This window comes from Chryseobacterium luquanense, from assembly GCF_026460945.1.
GTDB lineage: Bacteria > Bacteroidota > Bacteroidia > Flavobacteriales > Weeksellaceae > Chryseobacterium > Chryseobacterium luquanense.
The window spans coordinates 15,425-38,613 of the sequence record NZ_JAOVZV010000004.1; the positions used below are offsets into that span (position 1 = coordinate 15,425).

The following is a 23,189-nucleotide window of genomic DNA, read 5'->3' on the forward strand; positions in this document are numbered from 1 at the left end:
TTTTAAAACTGCAACTCAGTTAAAACCGGGAAATGATCCGACGGATATAGCAGATTTTCTCTTCTGTCGTTGATGTGTCTATGAGATTTTATTTTAAAACCTTTCACAAAAATATAATCGATTCTGTCTTTCGGAACTTCAGTGATATTGAAACCTGTGAACGTTCCCACCGGACCGTAATGTTTCGTTTCTGATTTGTAAAATGTATCATCCAAGTTTTTTGAAAGAATCTGTACAGGTTCTGTATCTTCTGTCAAATTGAAATCTCCAGTTAAAGTCATCGGTAAATTTTTCGGATTCAGTTCTTTTGCTTTTTTAAGAATTAAATCAGAGGATTTTACTCTCGCCACATTTCCAATATGGTCAAAATGAATATTCATCGCTAAAAATTCTTTCTTCGATTTTTTATCTTTAAAAATTGCCCAAGAACAGATTCTGTTCAATGCAGCATCCCAACCTTTTGAAGGTTTTTCGGGAGTTTCAGATAACCAGAAAGTTCCTGATTTTACGATTTGTAATTTTTCTGTATCATAAAATATTGCTGAAAACTCTCCTTTTTCTTTTCCGTCTTCACGACCAACTCCTACATAATCATAGTTTTTAAGTCCGGTTTTTATATCTTTCATTTGCTCCGGAAGTGCTTCCTGAACGCCAAAATAATCTGGATGATAGTAAGTCAATAAATCAAGCGCATCTTGTTTTCTGTTCGTCCAAGAGTTTTCTTTATCAGAATCTACATTAAGTCTGATGTTGAATGACATTACTTTTAAATTCTGAGAAAAGCTCCACGCAAAAACAAGCATTAAAAGAGATGAAAATCTGAAATTCATTAGGGGGTTTTATTTTAATTAATTACAGAACAAAAATAAAACTTCTCTTTCAGAGAGAAGCTTTATTGTCATGATTATATTGTTAAATAATTTTCGAATTGATACAGTTTAAATTTAATTTCATTAAAAAATGATAAAAAAACACATTGTTTTTTACCGCAAAAGATTCAAAAGAAATAATTGAAAATGAAAAGTTCCAAAGTATGCAAAATGTAAAAATAAAAATTTATGATTGTTTTGCATACTTTTAAATTCCTTAAAACATTAAAATCTTTTGATCCTTTTGCAGTTTAAAAACACTATAATTCTTTAAAATTAATTAGACTTTTTCGCTTTAATCATTGCTTCCAAAGCATCCCACATTTCCTGCGGAATATCTTCGAGCATATTAAATTCTCCTGCGCCCTGAAGCCATTCTCCACCGTCAATTGTAACAACCTCTCCATTCATGTAAGCCGAATAATCTGAAACCAGATAAGCTGCAAGATTCGCCAATTCCTGATGTTCTCCTACTCTTCTCAACGGAACTTTTTTCCTCATATCAAATTTCTCCTGCAAATCTCCTGGGAGCAATCTGTCCCAAGCTCCTTTTGTAGGAAATGGTCCTGGAGCGATGGCGTTAAATCGAATACCGTATTTTGCCCATTCAACTGCTAAAGATCTGGTCATTGCTAAAACTCCTGCTTTTGCGCAAGCTGACGGAACAACATATGCAGAACCTGTCCAAGCGTAAGTTGTGACAATATTTAAAACGGTTCCTGAAGTTTTTGAATCAATCCAGTGTTTTCCGATAGAAAGTGTACAGTTTTTGGTACCTTTTAAAACAATATCTAAAATAGAATCGAATGCAGAATGCGTCAATCTTTCTGTTGGTGAAATAAAATTCCCTGCTGCATTATTCAAAAGAATATCGATTTTTCCGAATTCTTTTAAAGTAGCTTCTTTCATTGCCTCGACTTCATCCCAATTCCGAACGTCACAAGCAACACAAAGAACTTTTCCTCCGGTTGCATCTTCTAATTCTTTTGCAGTAACCTGAAGTTTTTCTAAATTTCTTGAAGTGATGACCACTTTTGCCCCTAACTCAAGGAAATATTTGGTCATTGCTTTTCCAAGTCCGCTTCCGCCACCTGTAACAATAGCAACTTTATCTTTCAGAGCGTCTTCACGCAACATTGGTTGTGTATAAAGATTCATATTTTATTTTTTCTTAAAAATAATAAATATTAAAATGGTATGCTTTAAAATGATTCAAGAAATAATGCTGTAAATAGTTGTTTTATTTTATTGGAAAGATTCAGCTGAAAATGGAATTGACAAATTTTGAAATTATGACTTCAATTCTAGCCTCGATTGTAGCATTTGTTTGAGTTCATTTTTTAAAATAAAAAATAGCGAGTGCGAAAGCGAGAAATGCTCTTAAAAGCAATTGACGTAGTAATAGCTCCAAATAAAAAAACAGTCTAATAAATAATTTATCAGACTGTTTTTCTATATAAGAAACAAGATTAAATCGATTATTTTACAACCGTTCCTTTGAAAGATAGGGTTTTTGGCTCTGAACTTCCTGCCATTGTTATCGTAATTGATTTCGAAAACGGTCCTTCTGCAGCAGCATTATAGCTTGCCTCAACAAATCCTGTTTTTCCCGGCAAAACTTTAGTTTTCGTGTAATCTGCAGTTGTACATCCACAAGAAGGAGCCACTTTATCAATCATAATAGGCTGTGAAGAAGTATTTGTAAATTCAAATCTGATCAATTTCTGTTTTCCTTGAGGAATGTTTCCTACATCGATTGTTTCAGATTTCCATTTTGCAACTTCTGCCACTTTTTTAACGATTGAAGTTGGAATTACCGGAAATACATTTGCATAAAACGGAGAGAATGCTAAAACTGCAAGAAGTGCTGTAATTTTTAAATTTTTCATAATGTAAATTTTAAATCAAATATTATTTTTTTGTTTAACAAATGTACACTATAAAATAATTGTAAGTTGTTAACCGTTACCAAACATTTGTTAACGAGTTGTTAATGGTGAAAAAATTATAGATATTTTTGGATAATATTGCTTCTGAAATGGAAATCAAAAAACTCAACATTATTATCAGCCTTGGATTGGTAGCGATCATCGGAATTTTGATCGCTCAATTATTATGGACCAAACAAGCGTATAATCTTGAAGACAGAAAGTTTAATCAGAAAGTAAATATCGCTTTGATGGAGGTTGTCGACAAGATGACTGAAGGCAAAACCTCTTTCACAGAAAATCCCGTTCAGATTATTGCCAATGATTACTATGTGGTTAATATCAATAATGAGTTTCATCCTGCAGTTCTGGAACATTATCTGAAAACAGAGTTTACGAGATTTCAAATTAATACCGATTATGTTTACGCTTTGTACAATTGTCACAGCGACCAAATGGTTTACGGAAAATACATGACTCAACATCAGGAAGAGCCTAGTGAAAAGGTGATTCAGTTTCCTAAACATAAAAATTTAGTATATTATTTTTCGATACGTTTTCCAGACAAAACGACTTATTTGATCAGTTCACTGCGGTTTTGGTATTTGTTGACTTTTGCTCTGATAATTATTTTGTTGGTCTATGTTTATTCGATTTACACGATTATCCAACAGAAAAAATTCTCAGAATTGCAACGTGATTTTATTAATAATATGACCCATGAATTTAAAACTCCCCTATCATCAATCCTCTTGGCTTCAGAATCTCTCAATAAGCAGGAAATTGTACAGGAAAACCCTAAACTTCAGACTTACACTTCAATTATTATTAATCAAAGTCATAAACTGAATAATCATATTGAAAAAATATTGAATATTGCCAAAAATGATGCTTCAGGATTATCATTAAAACCTCAAAAAATTATTTTGCTACCTTTCATTCAGGAAATTGCAGCAAATATCAAACAGAAAAATGAAAATGTTTCAATAAAAATAAATATTGAAGAAAACCTTTCAATTTTTGCGGATGAATTTCACTTTACCAATATCATTTACAACCTTTTAGACAATTCAATTAAATACTGCGAAACAAATCCTGATATTTTGATTTCTTCAGATAAAGATTCAAAAGGTTTATATTTAAAGTTTAAAGATAACGGAATGGGAATTCCTGCGAAAAAAATTAATCATATTTTTGATAAATTTTATAGAGTGAATGCCAATAAAAGTGATGAGATCAACGGTTTTGGTTTGGGATTATTTTATGTAAAAAAGATTGTTCAACAACATCATTGGAAAATTTCGGTTGAAAATAATCCCGATAAAGGAATTACCGTTACTTTGTTTTTTCCGTTTTAAAATTAATTTGTAATGATGGATAAATCCAAAATTCTATATGCCGAAGATGATGCGACAATTGCTTTCCTCATTCAGGACAGTCTGGAGAATTATTATGAAATTGAGCATTATTCAGATGGAAAATCAGCGTTTGAAGCATTCAGCTGTAAAGATTTTGATATTTGTTTGCTTGATATTATGATGCCTGAAATGAATGGTTTTGATCTTGCCGAAAAAATAAGAGATAAAAACTCAGAAATCCCTATCATTTTCACGTCAGCGAAAGCTTTGAAAGAAGACCGAATTAAAGGTTTAAAAATCGGAGCCGATGATTACCTTGTAAAACCTTTCAGCATTGAAGAACTTATTTTAAAAATTGAAGTTTTTCTGAAACGTTCAAAAAAAACAGACAATACTCCCCAAAAATTCAAAGTCGGAAAATACAATTTCGATCCTAAAAATTACACTTTAACTGATTCCCAAAATACAATTACACTTACTCAAAGAGAATCTGACTTACTTTTTTATTTCATCCGACACAAAAATACTATTCTCAAAAGACAGGATATTTTAAAAGCAATTTGGGGCGATGACGATTATTTTATGGGACGAAGTCTGGATGTTTTTATTTCAAGATTGCGTAAAATTTTTGCCAACGAAAAGACTATTATGATTGAAAATATTCATGGTATTGGTTTTCGTTTTTCTGAAACTTAAAAGTATAAAGGAGATTAAAAAATCAGCAAAATTCCTTTCATCTGCTAAATATTAAGCATTCTGGTAAATTTTAGAATTTCTCTTAATTTTTTTTTCTAAAATCATCTTCTTAAATAAACTTAACGGTTCAATATTTAATCATCGAACCACTAAATATGGTACTGATGAATCTTTATCATTTATTTAAATTTACTACTCAAAATAATTGTATGAAAAAACCGGGAATTTTTCTTTTTGCCTTTTTTTTAAGTTTAAATCTAAAAGCTCAAAAATTTGAGAGATTGGTTCAATACGTCAACCCATTAATTGGAACCGAGAAAATGGGTCACACCTATCCCGGAGCAACCGCGCCTTTCGGAGCCGTTCAGTTGAGCCCAGAAACCGATACGATCTCTTACGAACTCAATGGGAAATACAATGGTGAAGTCTATAAATATTGCGCAGGTTACCTTTATGAAGACAAAACAATCGTAGGTTTCAGCTCCACCCATTTCAGTGGTACCGGGCATTCGGATTTAGCAGATTTTTTAGTCATGCCGACTGTTGGAAAATTACAGTTAAATCCCGGAACTGCAACCCATCCTGAAAATGGGTACAGAAGTAAATTTTCGCATCAAAACGAAAAAGCTGAAGCAGGATATTACAAAGTAAAACTGGATGATCACAATATTTTAGCGGAATTGACGGCAACAACAAGAGTCGGCGTTCACCGTTATACTTTTCCAAAGTCTGACCAAGCTCACATTATTTTAGATTTGATGGCCGGAATTTACAATTATGATGGCAAAAACGTCTGGACTTATGTTCGTGTACAAAACGGAAATACCATTACAGGTTATCGACAAACGAATGGTTGGGCAAGAACAAGAACGGTTTATTTTGCTATGAAATTCTCAAAGCCGTTTAAATCTTACGGACAGAAAAATTATGATGGAAAGCAAGTTTACAATGGTTTCTGGAGAAAATTTGACCAGACTAAAAACTTCCCCGAGATTGCAGGAAAAAACCTAAAAATGTATTTTGATTTTGAAACCAGTGAAAACGAAGCAATTGAAGTTAAGCTTGCTATTTCGCCGGTAAGTCAAGCCAATGCTTTAGAAAATCTAGAAACCGAAACCGGAAATTTATCTTTTGACCAAGTTAAAGCACAGACGCAGGAAATTTGGAATAAAGAATTAAATAAAATCGTCATCAAAGGTTCTGAAACAGAAAAAACGAATTTTTATACGGCAATGTATCATACTTTTATCAGTCCGACAACTTATACAGATGTCAACGGAGAATATAAAGGTTTAGATCAAAACATTCACAAAGCGGAAGGCTTTACAAACTACACTACCTTCTCAATTTGGGACACATACCGTGCACTTCACCCATTTTTTAATATCATTCAGCCTAAAAGAAATAATGACATGGTGAAATCGATGATGGCGCATTACAATCAGTTTTCAATGAAAATGTTGCCGATTTGGTCACATCATGCGAACGATAATTGGTGCATGAGCGGTTATCACAGCGTAAGTGTAGTTGCCGATGCAATTATTAAAGGAAATTATAACGGTGATGCGAAAGAAGCGTTGATGGCTTGCTTAGAAACTGCCAACAAAAGAGATTACGAAGGCATCGGTTTTTATGTCGACAAAGGTTACATTCCTGCCGAGAAAAGTGGAACTTCAGTTTCCAATACGTTGGAATATGCTTATGACGACTGGACAATTGCGCAGTTGGCAAAACATTTGGGTGAAACAGAAATTTACAATCAATTCATCAAACGTTCTGAGAACTGGAAAAATAATTTTGACAAAACCATCGGCTTCATGAGACCTCGTTTATCTGATGGAAGCTTTAAGAAAGATTTTAATGCGTTAAGTACTCACGGGCAAGGCTTTATCGAAGGGAATTCCTGGAACTACAGTTTCTTCGTTCCACAAGATCCTGATGAGCTCATTCAACTGATGGGCGGGAAAAAAAAATTCGCTTCAAAATTGGATGAATTGTTCACTATGCATTTACCAGACGAGTTTTTTGCCGACACAGAAGATATTACAAGAGAAGGAATTATTGGCGGCTATGTTCATGGAAATGAACCAGCGCATCATGTTGCCTACTTCTATAATTGGGCAGGGAAACCTTGGAAAACTCAGGCGCAGATAAGAAGAATTTTAGAGATGCAATACAAAGCAACTCCCGATGGATTGGGCGGAAACGACGATGCCGGACAGATGAGTGCGTGGTATATTTTAAGTTCTCTTGGCTTTTATCCGGTTGCTCCGGGTTCAGAAAATTATGCGATTGGAAGCCCTGCGATTGACCATGCTGTTTTGAATTTGGAAAATGGAAAAACTTTTGAAATTGAAGCGATCAATCAAAGTCCGAAAAATGTGTATGTTCAGAAAATTCTTTTGAATGGAAAGGAAATTAGGAACTTTACTTTGAAACATTCTGATATAATGAATGGAGGAAAACTGAGTTTTTACATGAGTTCTAAGCCAAAAAAATAATATTGATTTTGTCATTCAGAATGGGGCGGCAGCGAAATGAAGAATTTAATATTATATTATTAAATTACAGATTTCTCCTTCGTCGAAATGACATAAAAGCTGATTGTATCTCTCGCTGATTTTGCAAATTAAGCATATTATTATTGTTAAATTTTTCAATCATTAAACATTTAAATAAATCTCATCCGTAATTTGCATACGACAATCTTCATTTTGCATACATCGGATTCTTCACTTCTGCTCAACTTTGCTTTATCAAAATTAATACTGAAAAAAATGAATAAAGTAAAATTAGGAAATCAAGGATTAATCATTCCAAATATCGGCTTGGGATGTATGGGAATGACCGGTTTTGGCGACGCCGATATGTACGGCAAAACCGATGAACAGGAAGCCATTGCAACCATTCACCGTTCTTTGGAATTGGGCGGAAATTTCCTCGACACAGCAGATTTGTACGGCCCTTTTGCAAATGAACGATTAATAGCAAAAGCCATTGAAGGTAATCGTGACAACTACATCATTGCGACAAAATTCGGTTGGGAAATTGACGATAATGAGCAAGTGACTTGGAAAATCAACGGACAGAAAGATTACGTGAAAAAATCGGTTGAACGTTCGCTGAAAAACCTGAAAACAGATTACATCGACCTTTATTATATGCATCGTCTTGATAAAAATGTTCCTGTTGAGGAAACGGTTGGTGCGATGAGCGATTTGGTAAAAGAAGGGAAAATCGGGTACATTGGTTTGTCTGAAGTTTCTTCTGAGACGGTCAAAAAAGCACACGCCGTTCATCCCATCACGGCAGTTCAAAGTGAATATTCTTTGTTTGAAAGAACGGTTGAAGAGAAAGGCGTTATTAAAACTTTGAATGAACTGGGAATTGGTTTTGTGGCGTATTCTCCGTTGGGAAGAGGATTTCTTTCGGGACAAATCCGGTCGATTGATGATTTGCCTGAGAATGATTTTCGAAGAGGAATTCCAAGATTTCAGGAAGCACATTTCCATAAAAATATTGAATTGGTGGAAGCGATTGAAAATTTGGCTAAAGAAAAAGAAATTACTTCGTCACAACTGGCTCTGGCGTGGATTATCAGCAAAGGCATTGTTCCGATTCCAGGGACGAAACGCAGAAAATATCTTGAACAGAATATCGAAGCCGGAAAAATTGTTTTAAGTGAAAATGAGCTTGCAAAACTGGAAAGTATTGTACCTTTAGGAACCGATACTGGCGCGCCTTACGACGAATTCAGTATGGGACTTTTGGATTATTAATTTTTTAATTCTCTCGCAGATTTAGCAAATTTTGCAGATTGATTTTTTCGAGCACATTTGTTGAATCTGTAAGTTTAAATAACCTCTTAAAATATAAGGCCGGAATACAATAGGATTGCGCCCCGGCTTGAACGGAGCTCTTTTTGTGAGGAGGTACGACGAGCAAAAAAGCGGGAGTGGAAGACGGAAACAGGCGCCCAAAAAATTATCACTATTTTTATTATTCAGAACTTGAAATTATGAACACAATACATTCCATTTCAGCATTTCACAGGTTATTGTCGCTTCCGGAACCCAAGCATCCGATGGTCAGCGTCATCAATCTTTCTGAAAGTATTTTCATTGAAGATGAGGTCTGGAAAGGTTTTGTAAGCCGATATTATTGTGTCGCTTTAAAAAGAAATGCGACGGGAAAAATAAAATACGGCCAGCAACATTACGATTACGACAAAGGTGTTTTGAGCTTTACGGCTCCCAATCAGGTTCAATATCTCGATTTGAAAACGATGGATTGTGAAAATACGGGTTATCTATTAATTTTCCACGAAGATTTTCTTTTGAAACAACCTTTGGCAACTACAATTTCTTCTTATGGATTTTTCTCTTACGCAGTGAATGAAGCCTTGCATCTATCTGAAGATGAGGAAAATGACCTGCTTGAAATTTTAAACAAAATCGATAAGGAATGTCAGCACATCGACCAGCACACACAGGAAATCATCTTGTCGCAGATTGAATTATTGCTGAATTATTCCAAACGTTTTTACGAAAGACAATTCATTACCAGAAAAAGTGGAAGTCATCAACTTTTGACGAAATTTGAAACGTTTCTGAACGAATATTTTGATAAAAAGTCTTCAGAAAAAGGACTTCTAACAGTTCATCAAATTGCCGAAGCGATGAATCTTTCTCCGAATTATTTGAGTGATTTATTGAGAATTCAAACCGGACAAAATACACAACAACATATTCACGAAAAGCTCATCAGCAAAGCAAAAGAGAAACTTTCCACAACGGAACTTTCGGTAAGCGAAATTGCGTATGAACTAGGATTTGAACATTCGCAATCGTTCAGTACATTATTTAAAAAGAAGACTAAAATGTCGCCGTTAGAATTTCGGCAGTCGTTTAATTAAAGATATTTCTCTCGCAGATTTTGTGGATTGTACAGATTGAATTTAAATCTGAATTATCTGCCAAATCTGCGAGCGTCTTATTTATTTTCGAAAATATCTTCTCGGAGATTATTTTTATGCGTTCTTCCCCATTCGGAAAGTGCCATTATCACTGGCTTCAGCGTTTTGCTGTAATCTGTGGAAATGTATTCTACGACCACAGGCGTTTGTTCGCTGTGAACTATTCTTTTCACAAAACCATTGAGTTCTAAATCTTTCAACTCGTTCGAAAGCACTCTTGCAGATATTCCGGCAACGATTCTTTGAAGCTCATTGAAACGAATGCTTCCCTGTTCCTGCAATGCGATAATAATTTTCAGTTTCCATTTTCCGCCGATGACATAAATCGCATCTTCCACAGACGACAGACTTTCGGAACATCTGCGAGCAGTAATTGGTTCTTCTAATTCAATACTTTTTTCCATAAAAATAAGCTTCACTAACTCAAAGGTTACTACTAACCTTTTGTTCACTACTAACTTTTAACAAGCAAATGTACATAATTTTGTCGAAGAATTTAATCATCAAAAAAAATGAAAAACATACTTCACATTATTTCAAGTCCAAGAAAGGATTTGTCCGCAAGCAGAAAATTAGGAAATGCCGTTATTGAAAAAATCCAGGGAAAATATCCTGACAGCCTGGTGAAAGAACGCGACCTTACAAAAAACCTTGTTCCGCTTTTGGAAGAAGCACACATCAACACATTTTTCTCTCCCGCAGAAAGTCATTCTCCCGAGCAACAGTCCATCAATGCCTATTCTGAAAATTTGATTTCGGAACTTCAGGAAGCCGACATCATTGTCATCGATTCTCCGATGTATAATTTCTCCGTTCCCGCGACACTCAGAGCATATTTTGATTTCACTTCCAGAGCAGGCTACACTTTCAAATACAGCGAAAAAGGTCCTGAAGGTTTGTTGAATGACAAGAAATTATACATTGCATTCGCATCGGGAAATATTTATTCGGAAGGTCCTTATCAGATTTATGATTCGAATGTTCCTTATGTAAAAAATGTTTTTGGTTTCTATGGCGTCACAGATGTCAGCGTGTTTCGGGCAGAAGGTTTGTCGATTCCGGGAATTATGGAAAATGCCCTGGCAAAAGGAATTGACAGCATTGTTATTGACTAATCTTTAAATTAATTTGTTAATAAAAGAAGGCTTTTCAATTAATGAAAAGCCTTCTTTGTTTTTATTCCCGAACTTCAAAAAGCAATCGCTCTCCGAATTTTTCCTCATTGATTTTTCCATTCTCATAAACCAAATTTCCATTGACAAAAGTGTGCGTCACTTTCGAATGAAACTCAGTTCCTTCCAACGGACTCCAGCCACATTTGTACAAAATATTTTCTTTGGAAACCGTCCAGTTTTCATCCAAATCTACCAAAACCAAATCCGCTTTGTAACCTTCTCTCACAAAACCTCTTTTCTCAATTCTAAATAGAATCGCAGGATTATGACACATTTTCTCCACAATTTTCTCCAAAGTGATTTTTCCACTTCGGAAATTCTCCAACATCACGACCAAAGAATGTTGAACCAAAGGTGCTCCGGAAGGACATTTCGTATAAACATTCTGCTTTTCTTCCCAAGTGTGAGGCGCGTGGTCGGTGGCGATGACATCAATTCTGTCATCCAAAAGAGCTTCCCAAAGTCCGTCTTTATCTTTTAAAGTTTTGACCGCCGGATTCCATTTGATGAGGTTTCCTTTTGTCTCGTAATCTTCATTGGTAAAAGTCAGGTGATGAACACAAACTTCGGCCGTTATTTTTTTCTCTTTTAATGGAATATCATTTCTGAAAAGGTCTGTTTCAATCGCTGTTGACAAATGGAAAACGTGAAGTCTTGCACCGGTTTTTTGTGCTAATTCAATTGCTTTTGAAGATGATTTATAACAAGCTTCCTCACTTCTTATCAAGTGATGAAATTTCACAGGAATATCGTCGCCAAATTCCGCTTTGTACTTTTCCGTGTTTTCGCGAATCGTCGCTTCATCTTCGCAATGAACGGCAATCAACATTTTGGTATTGCTGAAAATATTTTCTAAAGTTTCTGGATTATCAACCAACATATTTCCTGTGGATGAACCTAAAAACAATTTAATTCCGGGAACATTTCTTGGATTTGTCTTTAAAACTTCTTCTAAATTATCGTTCGTTCCGCCCATCATAAAACCATAATTAGCGTAGGATTTTTGAGAAGCGATTTCGTATTTATCCGCCAATAATTTCTGAGTTACAGCATTTGGAACCGTATTCGGCTGTTCGATAAAACTAGTCGTTCCACCAGCAATTGCTGAACGAGATTCTGATTCAATATCACCTTTATGCGTTAAACCCGGCTCACGGAAATGCACCTGATCATCAATAATTCCCGGTAACAGATATTTTCCGGAAGCATCGATAATTTGGTCCACATTTTCTTCAGAAATATCTTTTGAAATTTTTGAAATCAAATCATTTTCAATCAGAATATCACTTTGGAAAACCAGATTTTCATTGACGATTTGGGCGTTTTTTATTAGAATTTTCATTTTTATTTTTTAGATATAAAGATTTGTATTGCACAAATTTAATATTTTCAGGAATGATTTTTAAACTTAAGTCTGAAAATTGTGAATTCTAATATTTACATTTGCACTTTAAAAAAATTAATTTGTACAAGAAATTATTTGGGCAAACTGCAGTGTACGGACTGAGTTCGGTTTTGGTGAGGATTTTTCCTTTCCTGATTGCACCCATCGTGACCAATTCATTCGGACCTTCGGCATCATCACCTTTTGTAGATTGGTATTCTATTGCCGGAGTGATCACGGTTTTCTTGACCCACGGAATGGAAACTTCTTTTTTCCGTTTTGCTCAGGAAGGCGATATCGATAAAAAAACTCTGGTATCTACTACGGCACTGAGCATTTTAGGAATTGGTTTGATTTATCTTATTTTAGGATATGCTTTCAGGCAGGAACTTGCGAATGCGTTTGAAACACCTGATCAGGTTAATTATCTTGTCATTTTTCTTTTCATTCTTTCATTTGATGCTTTTGCGACGATTCCGTCGGCAGTTTTAAGATTAGAAGGAAAACCAATTTTATATACCATTTCAAAGGTTGCAGGATCACTGGTTTATTATTTTCTAATCGTATTTTTCATCAAGTGGCTTCCTCATTATCCTGACGGAATTTTAGGATTAAAATATGATCCGGAAATTGGTGTCGGATATGTTTTTATTGCCAACCTGGTTCAGAGCATCATCACATTAGCGATTGTAGGGAAAGAATTCGTCAACTTCAGTTTCAGAAAGTTTGATTTTAAACTTTGGAAAAGAATCATGAGCTACTCGTGGCCGGTAATGGTTGCAGGATTAGCCGGAGTAATCAACCAGACTTTAGATAGACAGTTTTTAAAATATTTACTTCCAAAAGAAGAAGCCAAACATCAGATTGGTGTCTATGGCGGAGTTTATAAGATTGCCACTTTTATAACGGTTTTCCGACAGGCCTATCAATTGGGAATTGAACCCTATTTCTTTTCAAGTTTTAAAGACAAAAACAATCACAAAACGTATGCAGTTCTCATGGATGTATTTGTGATCTGCAATTGTCTTATCTACATCGGATTAATGGTAAACCTTCAATGGATTTCTGAAAAATACTTAGGGAACCCTCTTTATTTTGAAGGTATTGAAATTATTCCTTTTGTGATGCTCGGTGCATTATTTTTAGGAATTTATCTGAATCTTTCGATTTGGTATAAATTATCCGATCAAACAAGAGTCGGATTATACATTTCATTGATCGGAGCGGCAATTACCATAATTATCAACTTTACATTTATTCCGAAATATGGTTATTGGGCAAGTGCTTTTGCAGCGTTAATTACTTACACAAGTATGATGGTTATTTCCTATATTTGGGGAAGAGCACAATACCCAATTCATTATAACACAAAAAAAATCCTTGTATATCTTTCGTTATCCATTGCAATTTCTATGATTTCGTTCTATTATTTTAGAAATAATTACTTCATAGGAAACGGATTATTCATTTTCTTTATTGCATTTTTAGCTTATAACGAAAAAACAATGATTAATAAAATACTCAGAAAAACTAATAACTAATAATTTTAAAACAAACATTCATTTATGAAAATTATTGTTCCAATGGCCGGAAAAGGCTCAAGATTGAGACCACATACGTTAACCGTTCCAAAACCATTGATTCCGATTGCCGGAAAACCGATTGTACAGAGATTAGTAGAAGATATTGCAAAAGTTGCAGGAGAAACAATCGATGAAGTAGCTTTCATTATCGGCGATTTTGGAGCCGAAGTAGAAGCTTCACTTATTAAAATTGCTGAAAACCTTGGGGCAAAAGCAAGCATATACACTCAAGATGTAGCATTAGGAACAGCACATGCCATTAAATGCGCCGAAGCGTCAATGAAAGGAAATGTTGTAGTTGCTTTTGCCGATACTTTATTCAGAGCAGATTTTACGTTAGATACCAATTCAGACGGTGTAATTTGGGTAAAAAAAGTAGAAGATCCTTCGGCTTTTGGAGTTGTAAAATTAGATGACTACGGTTTTATTACAGATTTTATAGAAAAACCTCAAACTTTTATTTCAGATCTTGCCATCATCGGAATTTATTATTTCAATTCAGCAGAAAAATTGATGGATGAGATTAATCACATCATGGATAACAACATTAAAGTTAGTGGTGAATATCAGTTGACAACCGCACTAGAAAATCTTCGTCAGAAAGGCGCAAAATTCTCTTTAGGAAAAGTAGATGATTGGATGGATTGTGGAAATAAAAATGCTACAGTTGAAACCAACGGCAAGATTCTAGAATATGAAAAAGACGAATTTACAGGATTTCCTCAGTCGGCAAACATTCAGAATTCTTTGATTATTCAGCCTTGCTATATCGGTGAAGATGTTGAGATTTCAAACTCTAAGATTGGACCTTACGTTTCTTTAGGAAAAGGCACGAAAATAATCAACTCTAATATTGATAACTCTTTGATTCAGGAAAAAACAGTAATTGATCACGGAAACCTTTCCAATTCAATGATTGGAAGTTCAGCTCATTATTTTGGAGTTGCAAGGGAAATTTCTTTGGGAGATTTTTCTGTTTTAGACTTTTTATCGAAATAAATTAAACTAAATAACGTTGACAAAAACCACACAATATCATTTTGTGTGGTTTGGCGTTAATATTGTAAAAGATTATTTAAATTTGAATATGAAAAATTGGGCTATCTTATTGATAATTACACTTACTATACTTTCCTGTAAAAGCAGAAAAGCATTAAATCAGACTTCTTCAGAGAATGACAGCATTCAAGTGGAAAAATCAGACGATAAGAACGACCCGAAAAATGCCAAAAACATTCAGGATCGATTAACTTTTTATGAAAAAATTCTTCTTCATCCTAAATTTGAGCATGTAAAAATCAACAGTAAAATTACAGCAAGCGATTTGAGAGTAAGCCCACTTGACGCAACCATTTATATTGAAAATGATAAAAAAACATGGGCAAATATTTCTTTTTGGGGAATCAATGCTGCGAGAGCGATTATAACTCCGGAAGGAATTAAAGCTATTGACAAATACAATAAAAATTACATCGATTCCGATTTTGATTATCTGAATAATTTTCTAAACGTTAATTTCATTGATTATAAGACCTTAGAAAAATTATTGATGGGGCGTACTTTTATGCATATCACCAACAGCAACTCAAATATTGTTAAAAATAATGAAGGCTATCAACTGACTTCAATTACCAATCAGAAGATTGTAACGGATGATGTTGTACGTGAATATAAAGTTGAAATGCAGTACACCGATGATTTTAATCTAAATTGGGTAAAATTACAAGATGTAAAATCCAATGATGCTATTGAGATCGTATATGAAAACTGGGAGACCTTTCCGAACGAAATAAAGCTTCCGAAAAATGTTAAAATAATTATAAAAGGCTCAAAATCGAGTCAAATTTTACTGGAAAACACGAAATTTGACTTTTCGAGGATGGAAACACCCTATTCAGTTCCAGCCAATTATAAGAAAATTGATATTAAATGATTAAAAAAATTAGCTTTTTAATAGGCATTTTGCTGTTCGGATTACAATATGGTCAACAAAACAAAGAACAGTTGCAAAAGCAAAATGCTGATCTAAAAAAACAGATATCACAGATAAATTCAGATTTGGCAAAAACCAGAAACGAATCAAAATTATCTTTATCATATTTAAATAACGTTAATAAAAAACTAGCGCTTAGAGAAAAAGTTTTTAATAACACTCAGAAAGAAAAAAGATTTATAGAAGATGAAATTTATCTTCGTCAACTGGAAATCAACAGACAAAACCGGGAACTTGCTGTTCTGAGAAAAAACTATGCTCAGGTTTTGGTTAATGCCTATAAAAACAAAGGTGTACAAAATAAAGTAACTTTTATTCTCTCATCAAAAAGTTTGGGTGAAGCATTACGAAGAGTTCAATATTTAAAGCAATATTCAGATTATCAGGATAAAAAAGCAGCAGAAATAACAACCGCGGCCGTTGAGCTTAAAAAATCTGTTGCTCAAAAGAAAAAATCGGCCACAGAAAAAGAAAATTTACTTCTTAATCAGAAAAAAGATTTAACGACAATAAATATTGAGCGTGAACAAAAAGAGCAGTTGGTTACAGAATTCAAAAAGAACGAATCTAAGCTTACTGCCGATTTAAAACAAAAACAATCTCAGTCTAAAGCTTTAGAAGGACAAATCAGAGCAATTATTGCAGAAGAAATAAGAATTGCTAAAGCTGAAGAAGAAAGTAGAAGAAAGGCTGAAGCAGAAAAAATTCGTTTAGCAAAAATAGCAGCAGAGAGAGAAAAGGCAAGAATTGATGCTGAAGCAAAAGCGCGTGCAGAAGCTTTGGAAAGAGAAAGAAAACTAGCTGAAGCTGAAGTAAAAAAAGCAAATGAATTAGCTGCAAAAAGAGCAGAGGAAGAAAGAAAAAGAAATGAAGAAGCTGCAAGAAGTGAGGCAAGCGCAAAAGATGAAGCTAGAAAAATAGCCGCTAAAAAAGCCTCAGACGATGCAACAATAAAAGCAAGGGAGGCATCAGAAAAATTAAAAGAAGCAAGAGAAGCAGAAGCGGCTTTAGTAAAGAAAAAAGATGAAGACAAAAAAGCTGCAGAAACTAAAGCGATGACCAATTATGGGGTTTCTGCTCCAGCCGCAGGAAGTAATTTCGTTTCCAACAGAGGACGAATTTCCATGCCTGCTCAAGGAACTATTACCCATAGATTTGGTAAACAGCAACATCCTGTTTTTAAAAATATTTGGGAGGAAAACAATGGAATAAAAATATCTGTAGCAAAAGGAACCTCTGCAAGAGCAGTTTTTCCTGGTACAGTTTCTCAGGTGATTCCTTCCGCAGACGGGACCAAAACTGTAATGATAAAACATGGTGATTATTTCACCATTTACTCAAATCTCAGTAGCAATACTGTTTCAAAGAACCAACAGGTTTCTGCAGGAACAGTTGTAGGAGCAGTTGCACAGGATTTTGACGGAAGCTATACTCTTGATTTCCAGATTTGGAACGGAAGTCAGGCTGTCGATCCTCTTAGTTGGGTTTCGTATTAAAAAAAGATTAACTTTACAAAAAATTTAGAAATGAATACACTAACAATATTATCATTATCGTGGCAACACATCCTTATTGTTGCTATCATCCTTTTATTGCTTTTCGGAGGTAAAAAAATCCCTGAATTGATGAGAGGTATGGGTTCTGGAATCAAAGAATTTAAAGATGCTATCAAAGAAGAAGACAAGCCAGGTTCTAAAACCGAAAACAATTCTTCAAATAATACAAACAGCAATTTATAATTCTCAATTTCAATGAATTTTACTGATACTGCTTGGAAAATCTTCAACCAATCTATTGAAGACTATCATGTATTAGACAGCGTAGAAACTTCTGTAAAAAACCCGTTTGAAAGTGATACTTTGGAACGTATTTTGTATGCTAAAAACTGGATTGATACCGTTCAATGGCATTTGGAAGATATAATTAGAGATGAGAATATAGATCCTGTCGAAGCTCTTCAACTTAAAAGAACAATAGATTCTTCAAATCAAAAAAGAACTGATTTGGTAGAATTCATAGACAGCTGGTTTTTAGATAAATATAAAAATATTACTCCAAAATTTGATGCTAAAATAAATACTGAGACTCCAGCTTGGGCTGTTGACAGATTATCTATTTTGGCATTAAAGGTTTATCATATGTCGTTAGAAGCAAACAGAGAATCTGCATCTGAAGAGCATCGTTTAAATTGCCAAGCAAAATTAAATGTATTGCTTACTCAGAAAGAAGATTTGTGTACTTCTATTATTCAATTGCTTACAGATATTGAAAACGGTGATGTTAAGATGAAAGTGTACAAACAGATGAAAATGTACAATGATGAAAGTCTTAACCCAATCCTTTATCAAAAGGAGCAAAAATGAAACGACTATTTTTTCTTGGAATACTTTTAATAATCACTTCTTCCTGCGCTACCGAAAAACTGAATATGTCACCTTTGTCAAACAGTTTTTCAAGTGATGCAAAAGCTGAATCTGATAACAAAAGTATAAGCATTAATATTACAGAAAATGTTAATGCTTCAGAAATTACCAATCTGATTTCTACTTTCCCAAAATTTTCGAATACAGCCTTGAATGAAGAAGTGAGCAACTTAAAATACACTTTGCAAAACTACCTTTATGCGATAGAATCCGGGAATAAATCAGGAAAAAATAAAACCATCCGAAATCTAGAAAAATCTTACAAAAGCATTCAGAAACTTAGAAAATATCTTAAAAAAGATGAAGATGAAGTTTTGAACAGATATTTGGTAAGACTAAAAACAAACGTTACCGTAATAGAAGATTCTGTCAACGGAAAAAAATAAACAAAAATATTCAATGATTAAAATTCAGGCGGAAGCTAATGTTCCTACAGAGCACGGTAATTTCCGAATGATTGCTTTTTCGGAAGACGAAAATGACTGGATGCCGCACATGGCAATCGTTGCTGAAAATACAGATTTATCACAGCCTGTCAATGTACGTTTTCATTCTGAATGTATTACCGGAGAAGTTTTTCATTCTAAAAAATGTGAATGCGGACAACAGCTTGATGCAGCAATGAAATATATGCACGAAAATGGCGGATTAGTTATTTATCTACGTCAGGAAGGCAGAAATATAGGAATCATCAATAAACTTAAAGCTTACTCTTTACAAGAAAAAGGCTTCGATACAGTTCAGGCAAATTTAGAATTAGGTTTACCTGCAGATGATAGAAATTTTGGTATTGCTATCGAGATTTTAAACCAGCTTAAAATTGAAGACATCAACCTTTTGACCAACAATCCTGATAAAGTAAGATTTGTACAGGAAAGTAATGTTCATTTAAACTCAAGAATTCCTTTGCAAATTCCAGCAAATGAAAACAGCAAAGAATATCTGCAAACAAAAAAAGACTTTTTCGGTCATTTCTTAGACGATCAGAAATAAGTTTTATAACAATAGAAAATCAAAAGCTCCGAAAAATTAATTTCGGAGCTTTCTTTATTATAAAAATTTGAAAAGATTTCTTAGTTTACTTTTGTTAGAGAAACATTAGAATCATTAAGATTAAAATATTTCACCACAGCTTTATAATCATTATAATCTACAGTGTTTGCGTTTTTCCCTGCAACCGTTGGAATCAATACAACTCTAAACATTTGATTATTCAAATAAGAATTTGTTTCTGCTGTTGTCATTTGAGTAGATTGATTAAAATTTGCTCTTGATGTAATTTCAACATCAACCGTTGTAAAATCAAAATTATAATCTAACTCTCTGTTCGCTGGAAAAGAAACATTGTTATCCAAATAATATGTTTTAGGAATCAACTGCCAAACAGCATTTGTACCAGACCCCGATCCCACATTTCTATACACCAAAACAACATCCGTGATAGGAATACCAATTGGCACCGTTAGTGTAAAATTATTTGATGAGTTTAAATTTCCCGTAAAGTCTTTCATTTGAGGGTATTCATATTGTTGAGTATTATCAACTACTACATCATCGTTATTATCGCAGCTATAAGTGAATAAACTCACGAAAGCCAACATTAGAATTGGAAAAAATTTTCTCATTATTTAAATTTTATATTATTATTAAATATGCCGAATCAAAACATATACCAAAAACTGAAAAAACTTTAGTATTCATCTTTTTTTTAATCGTATTTTTGTTCATATTCAAAAAACCATGAAGAAATTAGTTTTTAATTTTCTCTTAATTATAGCCTTTTCCACTTCCTATATTACGGCACAATATCAGCCTAAAGATATCTCAAGGGCAGATATCAAGAAAGCAAATCAATGGGTTGACCAAACTTACAACAGTCTTTCTCAAGACGAAAAACTCGGTCAGTTATTTATTGTTGCGTTATATACTAATAAAGATGACAACCATGTCAATCAAGTGAGAAATATTGTCACCAATGATAAAATTGGCGGACTAATTTTGATGCAGGATGATGCAGCAAGAGAAATTAATCTTGTAAATGAATTCCAGCAAAAATCGAAAGTTCCTTTGATGATTGGAATGGATGCTGAATGGGGAATTTACCAAAGAATCAATACCGCTCATAAGTTCCCCTGGGCAATGACTTTAGGAGCTATTCAGGATAAAGATCTAATTTATCAAATGGCAGCAAAAATTGCTGAAGACTGCAAAAGAATGGGAATCAACTGGGATTTTGCTCCGGTTGTAGACGTAAATACAAATCCAAACAATCCGATTATCGGGAACAGAAGTTTTGGTTCTGAGGTTTCAAATGTAACGCAATCGGCTCTACATTACGCAAATGGTTTACAAGACCACAATATTCTTGCAGCCATCAAACATTTTCCGGGACATGGCGATACCAATACAGATTCTCACTTAGACCTACCTGTAGTTTCCCACAGTCTTGAAAGATTAAACAAAATCGAAATTGCTCCTTTTAAAGCTTTAATGAATAAAGGGATTGGCGGTGTAATGGTTGCGCATTTATATGTTCCTAATTTAGAATCAGGGAAAGGAATTCCTGCTTCTGTTTCAAAAAAAATTGTGACCGATTTATTAAAAGATAAATTAGGTTACAAAGGTTTAATTATTACTGATGCTCTGAACATGGGCGCTGTTGCCAACAAATACAAACCTGGAGAACTGGATGCTTTAGCTTTCAAAGCAGGAAATGACATTATGCTTTTCTCACAAGGTGTTGCGGAAGGTAAAAAACTTATCCAAAAAGCGATTGATAACGGTGAAATTTCACAAGACAGAGTTGAAGAAAGTGTAAAAAAGATTCTTTTAACTAAATATTATTTAGGCTTAAATCAATACAGTCCTAAGAATCCTGAAAACATTAACAAAGACATCAATAACGATTCGCATACAAAGCTGGTTCAAAACCTGTATGCAAATGCTTTAACATTATTAAAAGATGATAAAAAACTGCTTCCTTTAAATTCCAATTCAACGTATTACTTTGTTCCTTTGGAAGAAGCACCTTATCAGTCATTTGCAAATCAATTAAATTTAAATTCAAAAGTGATTGTAAAAAAAGCTTCTGAACTCAATTCAATTCCTTCAAATTCTACAGTAATTGTGGGTTTTCATAAAGATAATTCTACAGCGTATAAACCTTATAAAATTTCAGCAGAATCAAAGAAAATATTGGCAGATTTAACTAAAAGTCAAAATGTTATTCTGAATGTTTTTGGAAGCGCTTATGCATTAAAAGACATTGATATTTCTAAAGTTTCTACAGTTTTGGTTTCTTATGAAAATAATGATGACTCAATGACAGCAACTGCAGATGCACTGAACGGAAAAACTAAAATCTCGGGAAGACTACCCGTTTTAGTCAACGATAAATTAAAACCAGGTATGGGAATCGATTTGAAGGTTTCCCACACAAAATAAATTGACATCAAATAAAAAATAAGAGATGAAAATAGGCATACTATGTTACCCAACATACGGCGGAAGCGGAATCGTGGCAACAGAACTCGGAATGTCTTTGGCAAACAAAGGCTATGAAGTACACTTCATCAGTTCGGCACTTCCGGCGAGATTAGATATTACCAATCCTAATATATTCTTCCACAAAGTCAATGTTCAGACCTACCCCCTTTTCCAGTATCAACCGTATGATATTGCGTTGAGCTCGATGATTTACCGTGTTGTGAATCTCTATAAACTAGATCTGCTTCATGCACATTACGCCATTCCTTATGCTTATGCAGCTTTTACGGCAAAGCAAATGTTGAAGGAAGACAATAACGATATTCCTTTGGTGACGACACTTCACGGAACAGATATCACTTTGGTTGGGCAACATCCGAGTTATAAACATGCGGTAGAATTTTCGATTAACCAATCGGACGCAATTACTTCGGTTTCTGAAAGTCTGAAAAAAGATACACTGCAGTTTTTCAATATTAAAAAAGAGATTCAGGTCATTACCAATTTTATTGATAATTCTGAATTTGATGAGCTTAATGAATGTCAGCGAACGCAATTTGCTAATCCTGACGAAAAGATATTGATTCACGTTTCCAATTTACGCCCTGTAAAACGTGTAGATGAAGTACTTCAAATCTTTAAAAACGTTGAGAAAAAAGTAAAATCTAAACTGGTCATTATTGGCGAAGGTCCCGATATGGAAAAAGTCAATCAGTTTTTGGAAGAAAATCCGGAATTGATTTCTAAAATTCGTCTTTTGGGTAAAGTGAATGATTTGTACAGAATTTTACAACTGTCGGACGTTTTTTTACTTCCTTCTGAGCAGGAAAGTTTTGGTTTGGCAGCTTTAGAAGCAATGGCAGCAAACACCCCTGTTATCAGTTCTAATGCAGGTGGAATTCCGGAAGTGAACATCCAAGGAGAAACAGGATTCTTAGCAGAAATCGGAAACGTGGAGGCAATGAGTAATTACTGTATCAAATTATTAAGCAACGATGAACTTTTAGCTCAAATGAAAATTAATGCAAAAGAACAGGCGATACGTTTTGATTTAAAAAACATTCTTCCTATTTATGAAGAGATGTACAAAACTACAATTACCAACTTCAAAAAAGAACCTGCGAAAGTTTAATATTTTTTTTACAGTCTAAATATAAATCAGAGCAGTTGCTCTGATTTTTTCGTTTAATCCAAATTTATCTGAAAGCCGCCTGCACAGTACAACAAGTTTTCGGAAATAACTACTTCATCAGAATTCCTATTTAAGTTCCGTAGGAGCAAAACCTTTGTAGGAAAAAGATTTAAGTTGCCAGCTTGCG

Annotated in this window: 22 protein-coding genes; 16 read left to right on the forward strand and 6 right to left on the reverse strand. The window is 34.1% G+C overall.

The annotated features are described in order from the left end of the window. Positions 1–2: 2 nt before the first annotated feature. The 3 genes from OEA66_RS06495 to OEA66_RS06505 form a co-directional block, all read right to left on the reverse strand. A complete protein-coding gene (locus OEA66_RS06495) occupies positions 3–830 on the reverse strand; it encodes an endonuclease/exonuclease/phosphatase family protein (RefSeq protein WP_267280621.1) in 828 nt (275 codons plus the stop codon). Positions 831–1,145: 315 nt separating this feature from the next. Then, positions 1,146–2,027 carry an SDR family oxidoreductase gene (locus OEA66_RS06500; protein ID WP_267280622.1) on the reverse strand — a complete coding sequence of 294 codons (882 nt, stop codon included), beginning with the start codon at positions 2,025–2,027 and terminating at the stop codon, positions 1,146–1,148. 320 nt (positions 2,028–2,347) lie between these two features. Then, entirely contained in the window at positions 2,348–2,758 is a 411-nt protein-coding gene (locus OEA66_RS06505; RefSeq protein WP_267280623.1) for a DUF1573 domain-containing protein, read from the reverse strand. Positions 2,759–2,886: 128 nt separating this feature from the next. Here OEA66_RS06505 and OEA66_RS06510 point away from each other — a divergent pair, with 128 nt between their 5' ends. From OEA66_RS06510 to OEA66_RS06530, 5 genes are all read left to right on the forward strand, one after another. Beyond that, positions 2,887–4,155, forward strand: coding sequence for a sensor histidine kinase (locus OEA66_RS06510; protein WP_311136914.1), 1,269 nt, complete (start codon positions 2,887–2,889; stop codon positions 4,153–4,155). 15 nt (positions 4,156–4,170) lie between these two features. Continuing rightward, positions 4,171–4,851: a response regulator transcription factor gene (locus OEA66_RS06515; RefSeq protein WP_267280645.1), complete on the forward strand. Its 681-nt coding sequence runs from the start codon at positions 4,171–4,173 to the stop codon at positions 4,849–4,851. 209 nt (positions 4,852–5,060) lie between these two features. Beyond that, positions 5,061–7,352 carry a GH92 family glycosyl hydrolase gene (locus OEA66_RS06520; protein WP_267280624.1) on the forward strand — a complete coding sequence of 764 codons (2,292 nt, stop codon included), beginning with the start codon at positions 5,061–5,063 and terminating at the stop codon, positions 7,350–7,352. Between the two features lie 276 nt (positions 7,353–7,628). Further along, positions 7,629–8,630 (forward strand): aldo/keto reductase, encoded by a 1,002-nt coding sequence (locus OEA66_RS06525; RefSeq protein WP_267280625.1) that lies wholly within the window; start codon positions 7,629–7,631, stop codon positions 8,628–8,630. Between the two features lie 239 nt (positions 8,631–8,869). Further along, complete coding sequence (locus tag OEA66_RS06530; RefSeq protein WP_267280626.1) at positions 8,870–9,766, forward strand: helix-turn-helix domain-containing protein; 897 nt, start codon at positions 8,870–8,872, stop codon at positions 9,764–9,766. A 77-nt stretch (positions 9,767–9,843) separates the two neighbouring features. On the opposite strand, the gene OEA66_RS06535 is transcribed toward OEA66_RS06530, so the two are convergent. Continuing rightward, on the reverse strand, positions 9,844–10,230 hold the full coding sequence (locus OEA66_RS06535; RefSeq protein WP_034970137.1) for a winged helix-turn-helix transcriptional regulator: 387 nt from the start codon (positions 10,228–10,230) through the stop codon (positions 9,844–9,846). 108 nt (positions 10,231–10,338) lie between these two features. Here OEA66_RS06535 and OEA66_RS06540 point away from each other — a divergent pair, with 108 nt between their 5' ends. After that, the gene (locus OEA66_RS06540) at positions 10,339–10,941 is read left to right on the forward strand and encodes an FMN-dependent NADH-azoreductase (protein ID WP_267280627.1); all 603 of its coding nucleotides are present in this window, start codon (positions 10,339–10,341) and stop codon (positions 10,939–10,941) included. Positions 10,942–11,002: 61 nt separating this feature from the next. On the opposite strand, the gene OEA66_RS06545 is transcribed toward OEA66_RS06540, so the two are convergent. Further along, on the reverse strand, positions 11,003–12,343 hold the full coding sequence (locus OEA66_RS06545; RefSeq protein ID WP_267280628.1) for a dihydroorotase: 1,341 nt from the start codon (positions 12,341–12,343) through the stop codon (positions 11,003–11,005). Positions 12,344–12,465: 122 nt separating this feature from the next. On the opposite strand from OEA66_RS06545, the gene OEA66_RS06550 reads away from it, so the two are divergent. The 8 genes from OEA66_RS06550 to ribA all read left to right on the forward strand — a co-directional run bounded on the left by OEA66_RS06550 (position 12,466) and on the right by ribA (position 19,377). Then, on the forward strand, positions 12,466–13,926 hold the full coding sequence (locus OEA66_RS06550; RefSeq protein WP_267280629.1) for a lipopolysaccharide biosynthesis protein: 1,461 nt from the start codon (positions 12,466–12,468) through the stop codon (positions 13,924–13,926). Positions 13,927–13,950: 24 nt separating this feature from the next. Beyond that, a complete protein-coding gene (locus OEA66_RS06555; protein ID WP_267280630.1) occupies positions 13,951–14,967 on the forward strand; it encodes a sugar phosphate nucleotidyltransferase in 1,017 nt (338 codons plus the stop codon). 88 nt (positions 14,968–15,055) lie between these two features. After that, on the forward strand, positions 15,056–15,901 hold the full coding sequence (lolB1, locus tag OEA66_RS06560) for a lipoprotein insertase outer membrane protein LolB1 (protein WP_267280631.1): 846 nt from the start codon (positions 15,056–15,058) through the stop codon (positions 15,899–15,901). Beyond that, positions 15,898–17,457 (forward strand): murein hydrolase activator EnvC family protein, encoded by a 1,560-nt coding sequence (locus tag OEA66_RS06565; RefSeq protein WP_267280632.1) that lies wholly within the window; start codon positions 15,898–15,900, stop codon positions 17,455–17,457. The genes lolB1 and OEA66_RS06565 overlap by 4 nt, the downstream gene beginning before the upstream one ends. Positions 17,458–17,487: 30 nt before the next feature. After that, the gene (locus tag OEA66_RS06570) at positions 17,488–17,700 is read left to right on the forward strand and encodes a Sec-independent protein translocase subunit TatA (protein ID WP_267266391.1); all 213 of its coding nucleotides are present in this window, start codon (positions 17,488–17,490) and stop codon (positions 17,698–17,700) included. A 12-nt stretch (positions 17,701–17,712) separates the two neighbouring features. Further along, positions 17,713–18,324, forward strand: a complete 612-nt coding sequence (locus OEA66_RS06575) for a DUF4254 domain-containing protein (RefSeq protein ID WP_267280633.1) — start codon at positions 17,713–17,715, stop codon at positions 18,322–18,324. Continuing rightward, the gene (locus tag OEA66_RS06580) at positions 18,321–18,770 is read left to right on the forward strand and encodes a hypothetical protein (protein WP_267280634.1); all 450 of its coding nucleotides are present in this window, start codon (positions 18,321–18,323) and stop codon (positions 18,768–18,770) included. The genes OEA66_RS06575 and OEA66_RS06580 overlap by 4 nt, the downstream gene beginning before the upstream one ends. Before the next feature lie 13 nt (positions 18,771–18,783). Beyond that, positions 18,784–19,377, forward strand: coding sequence for a GTP cyclohydrolase II (gene ribA / locus OEA66_RS06585; RefSeq protein ID WP_267280635.1), 594 nt, complete (start codon positions 18,784–18,786; stop codon positions 19,375–19,377). 80 nt (positions 19,378–19,457) lie between these two features. Here the strand turns inward: ribA and OEA66_RS06590 are convergent, their stop codons facing one another. After that, on the reverse strand, positions 19,458–20,009 hold the full coding sequence (locus tag OEA66_RS06590) for a hypothetical protein (RefSeq protein ID WP_267280636.1): 552 nt from the start codon (positions 20,007–20,009) through the stop codon (positions 19,458–19,460). Between the two features lie 115 nt (positions 20,010–20,124). On the opposite strand from OEA66_RS06590, the gene OEA66_RS06595 reads away from it, so the two are divergent. After that, entirely contained in the window at positions 20,125–21,828 is a 1,704-nt protein-coding gene (locus tag OEA66_RS06595) for a glycoside hydrolase family 3 protein (protein WP_267280637.1), read from the forward strand. A gap of 25 nt (positions 21,829–21,853) precedes the next feature. Continuing rightward, on the forward strand, positions 21,854–23,002 hold the full coding sequence (gene bshA / locus OEA66_RS06600; protein ID WP_267280638.1) for an N-acetyl-alpha-D-glucosaminyl L-malate synthase BshA: 1,149 nt from the start codon (positions 21,854–21,856) through the stop codon (positions 23,000–23,002). The last annotated feature ends 187 nt before the right edge of the window (positions 23,003–23,189 follow it).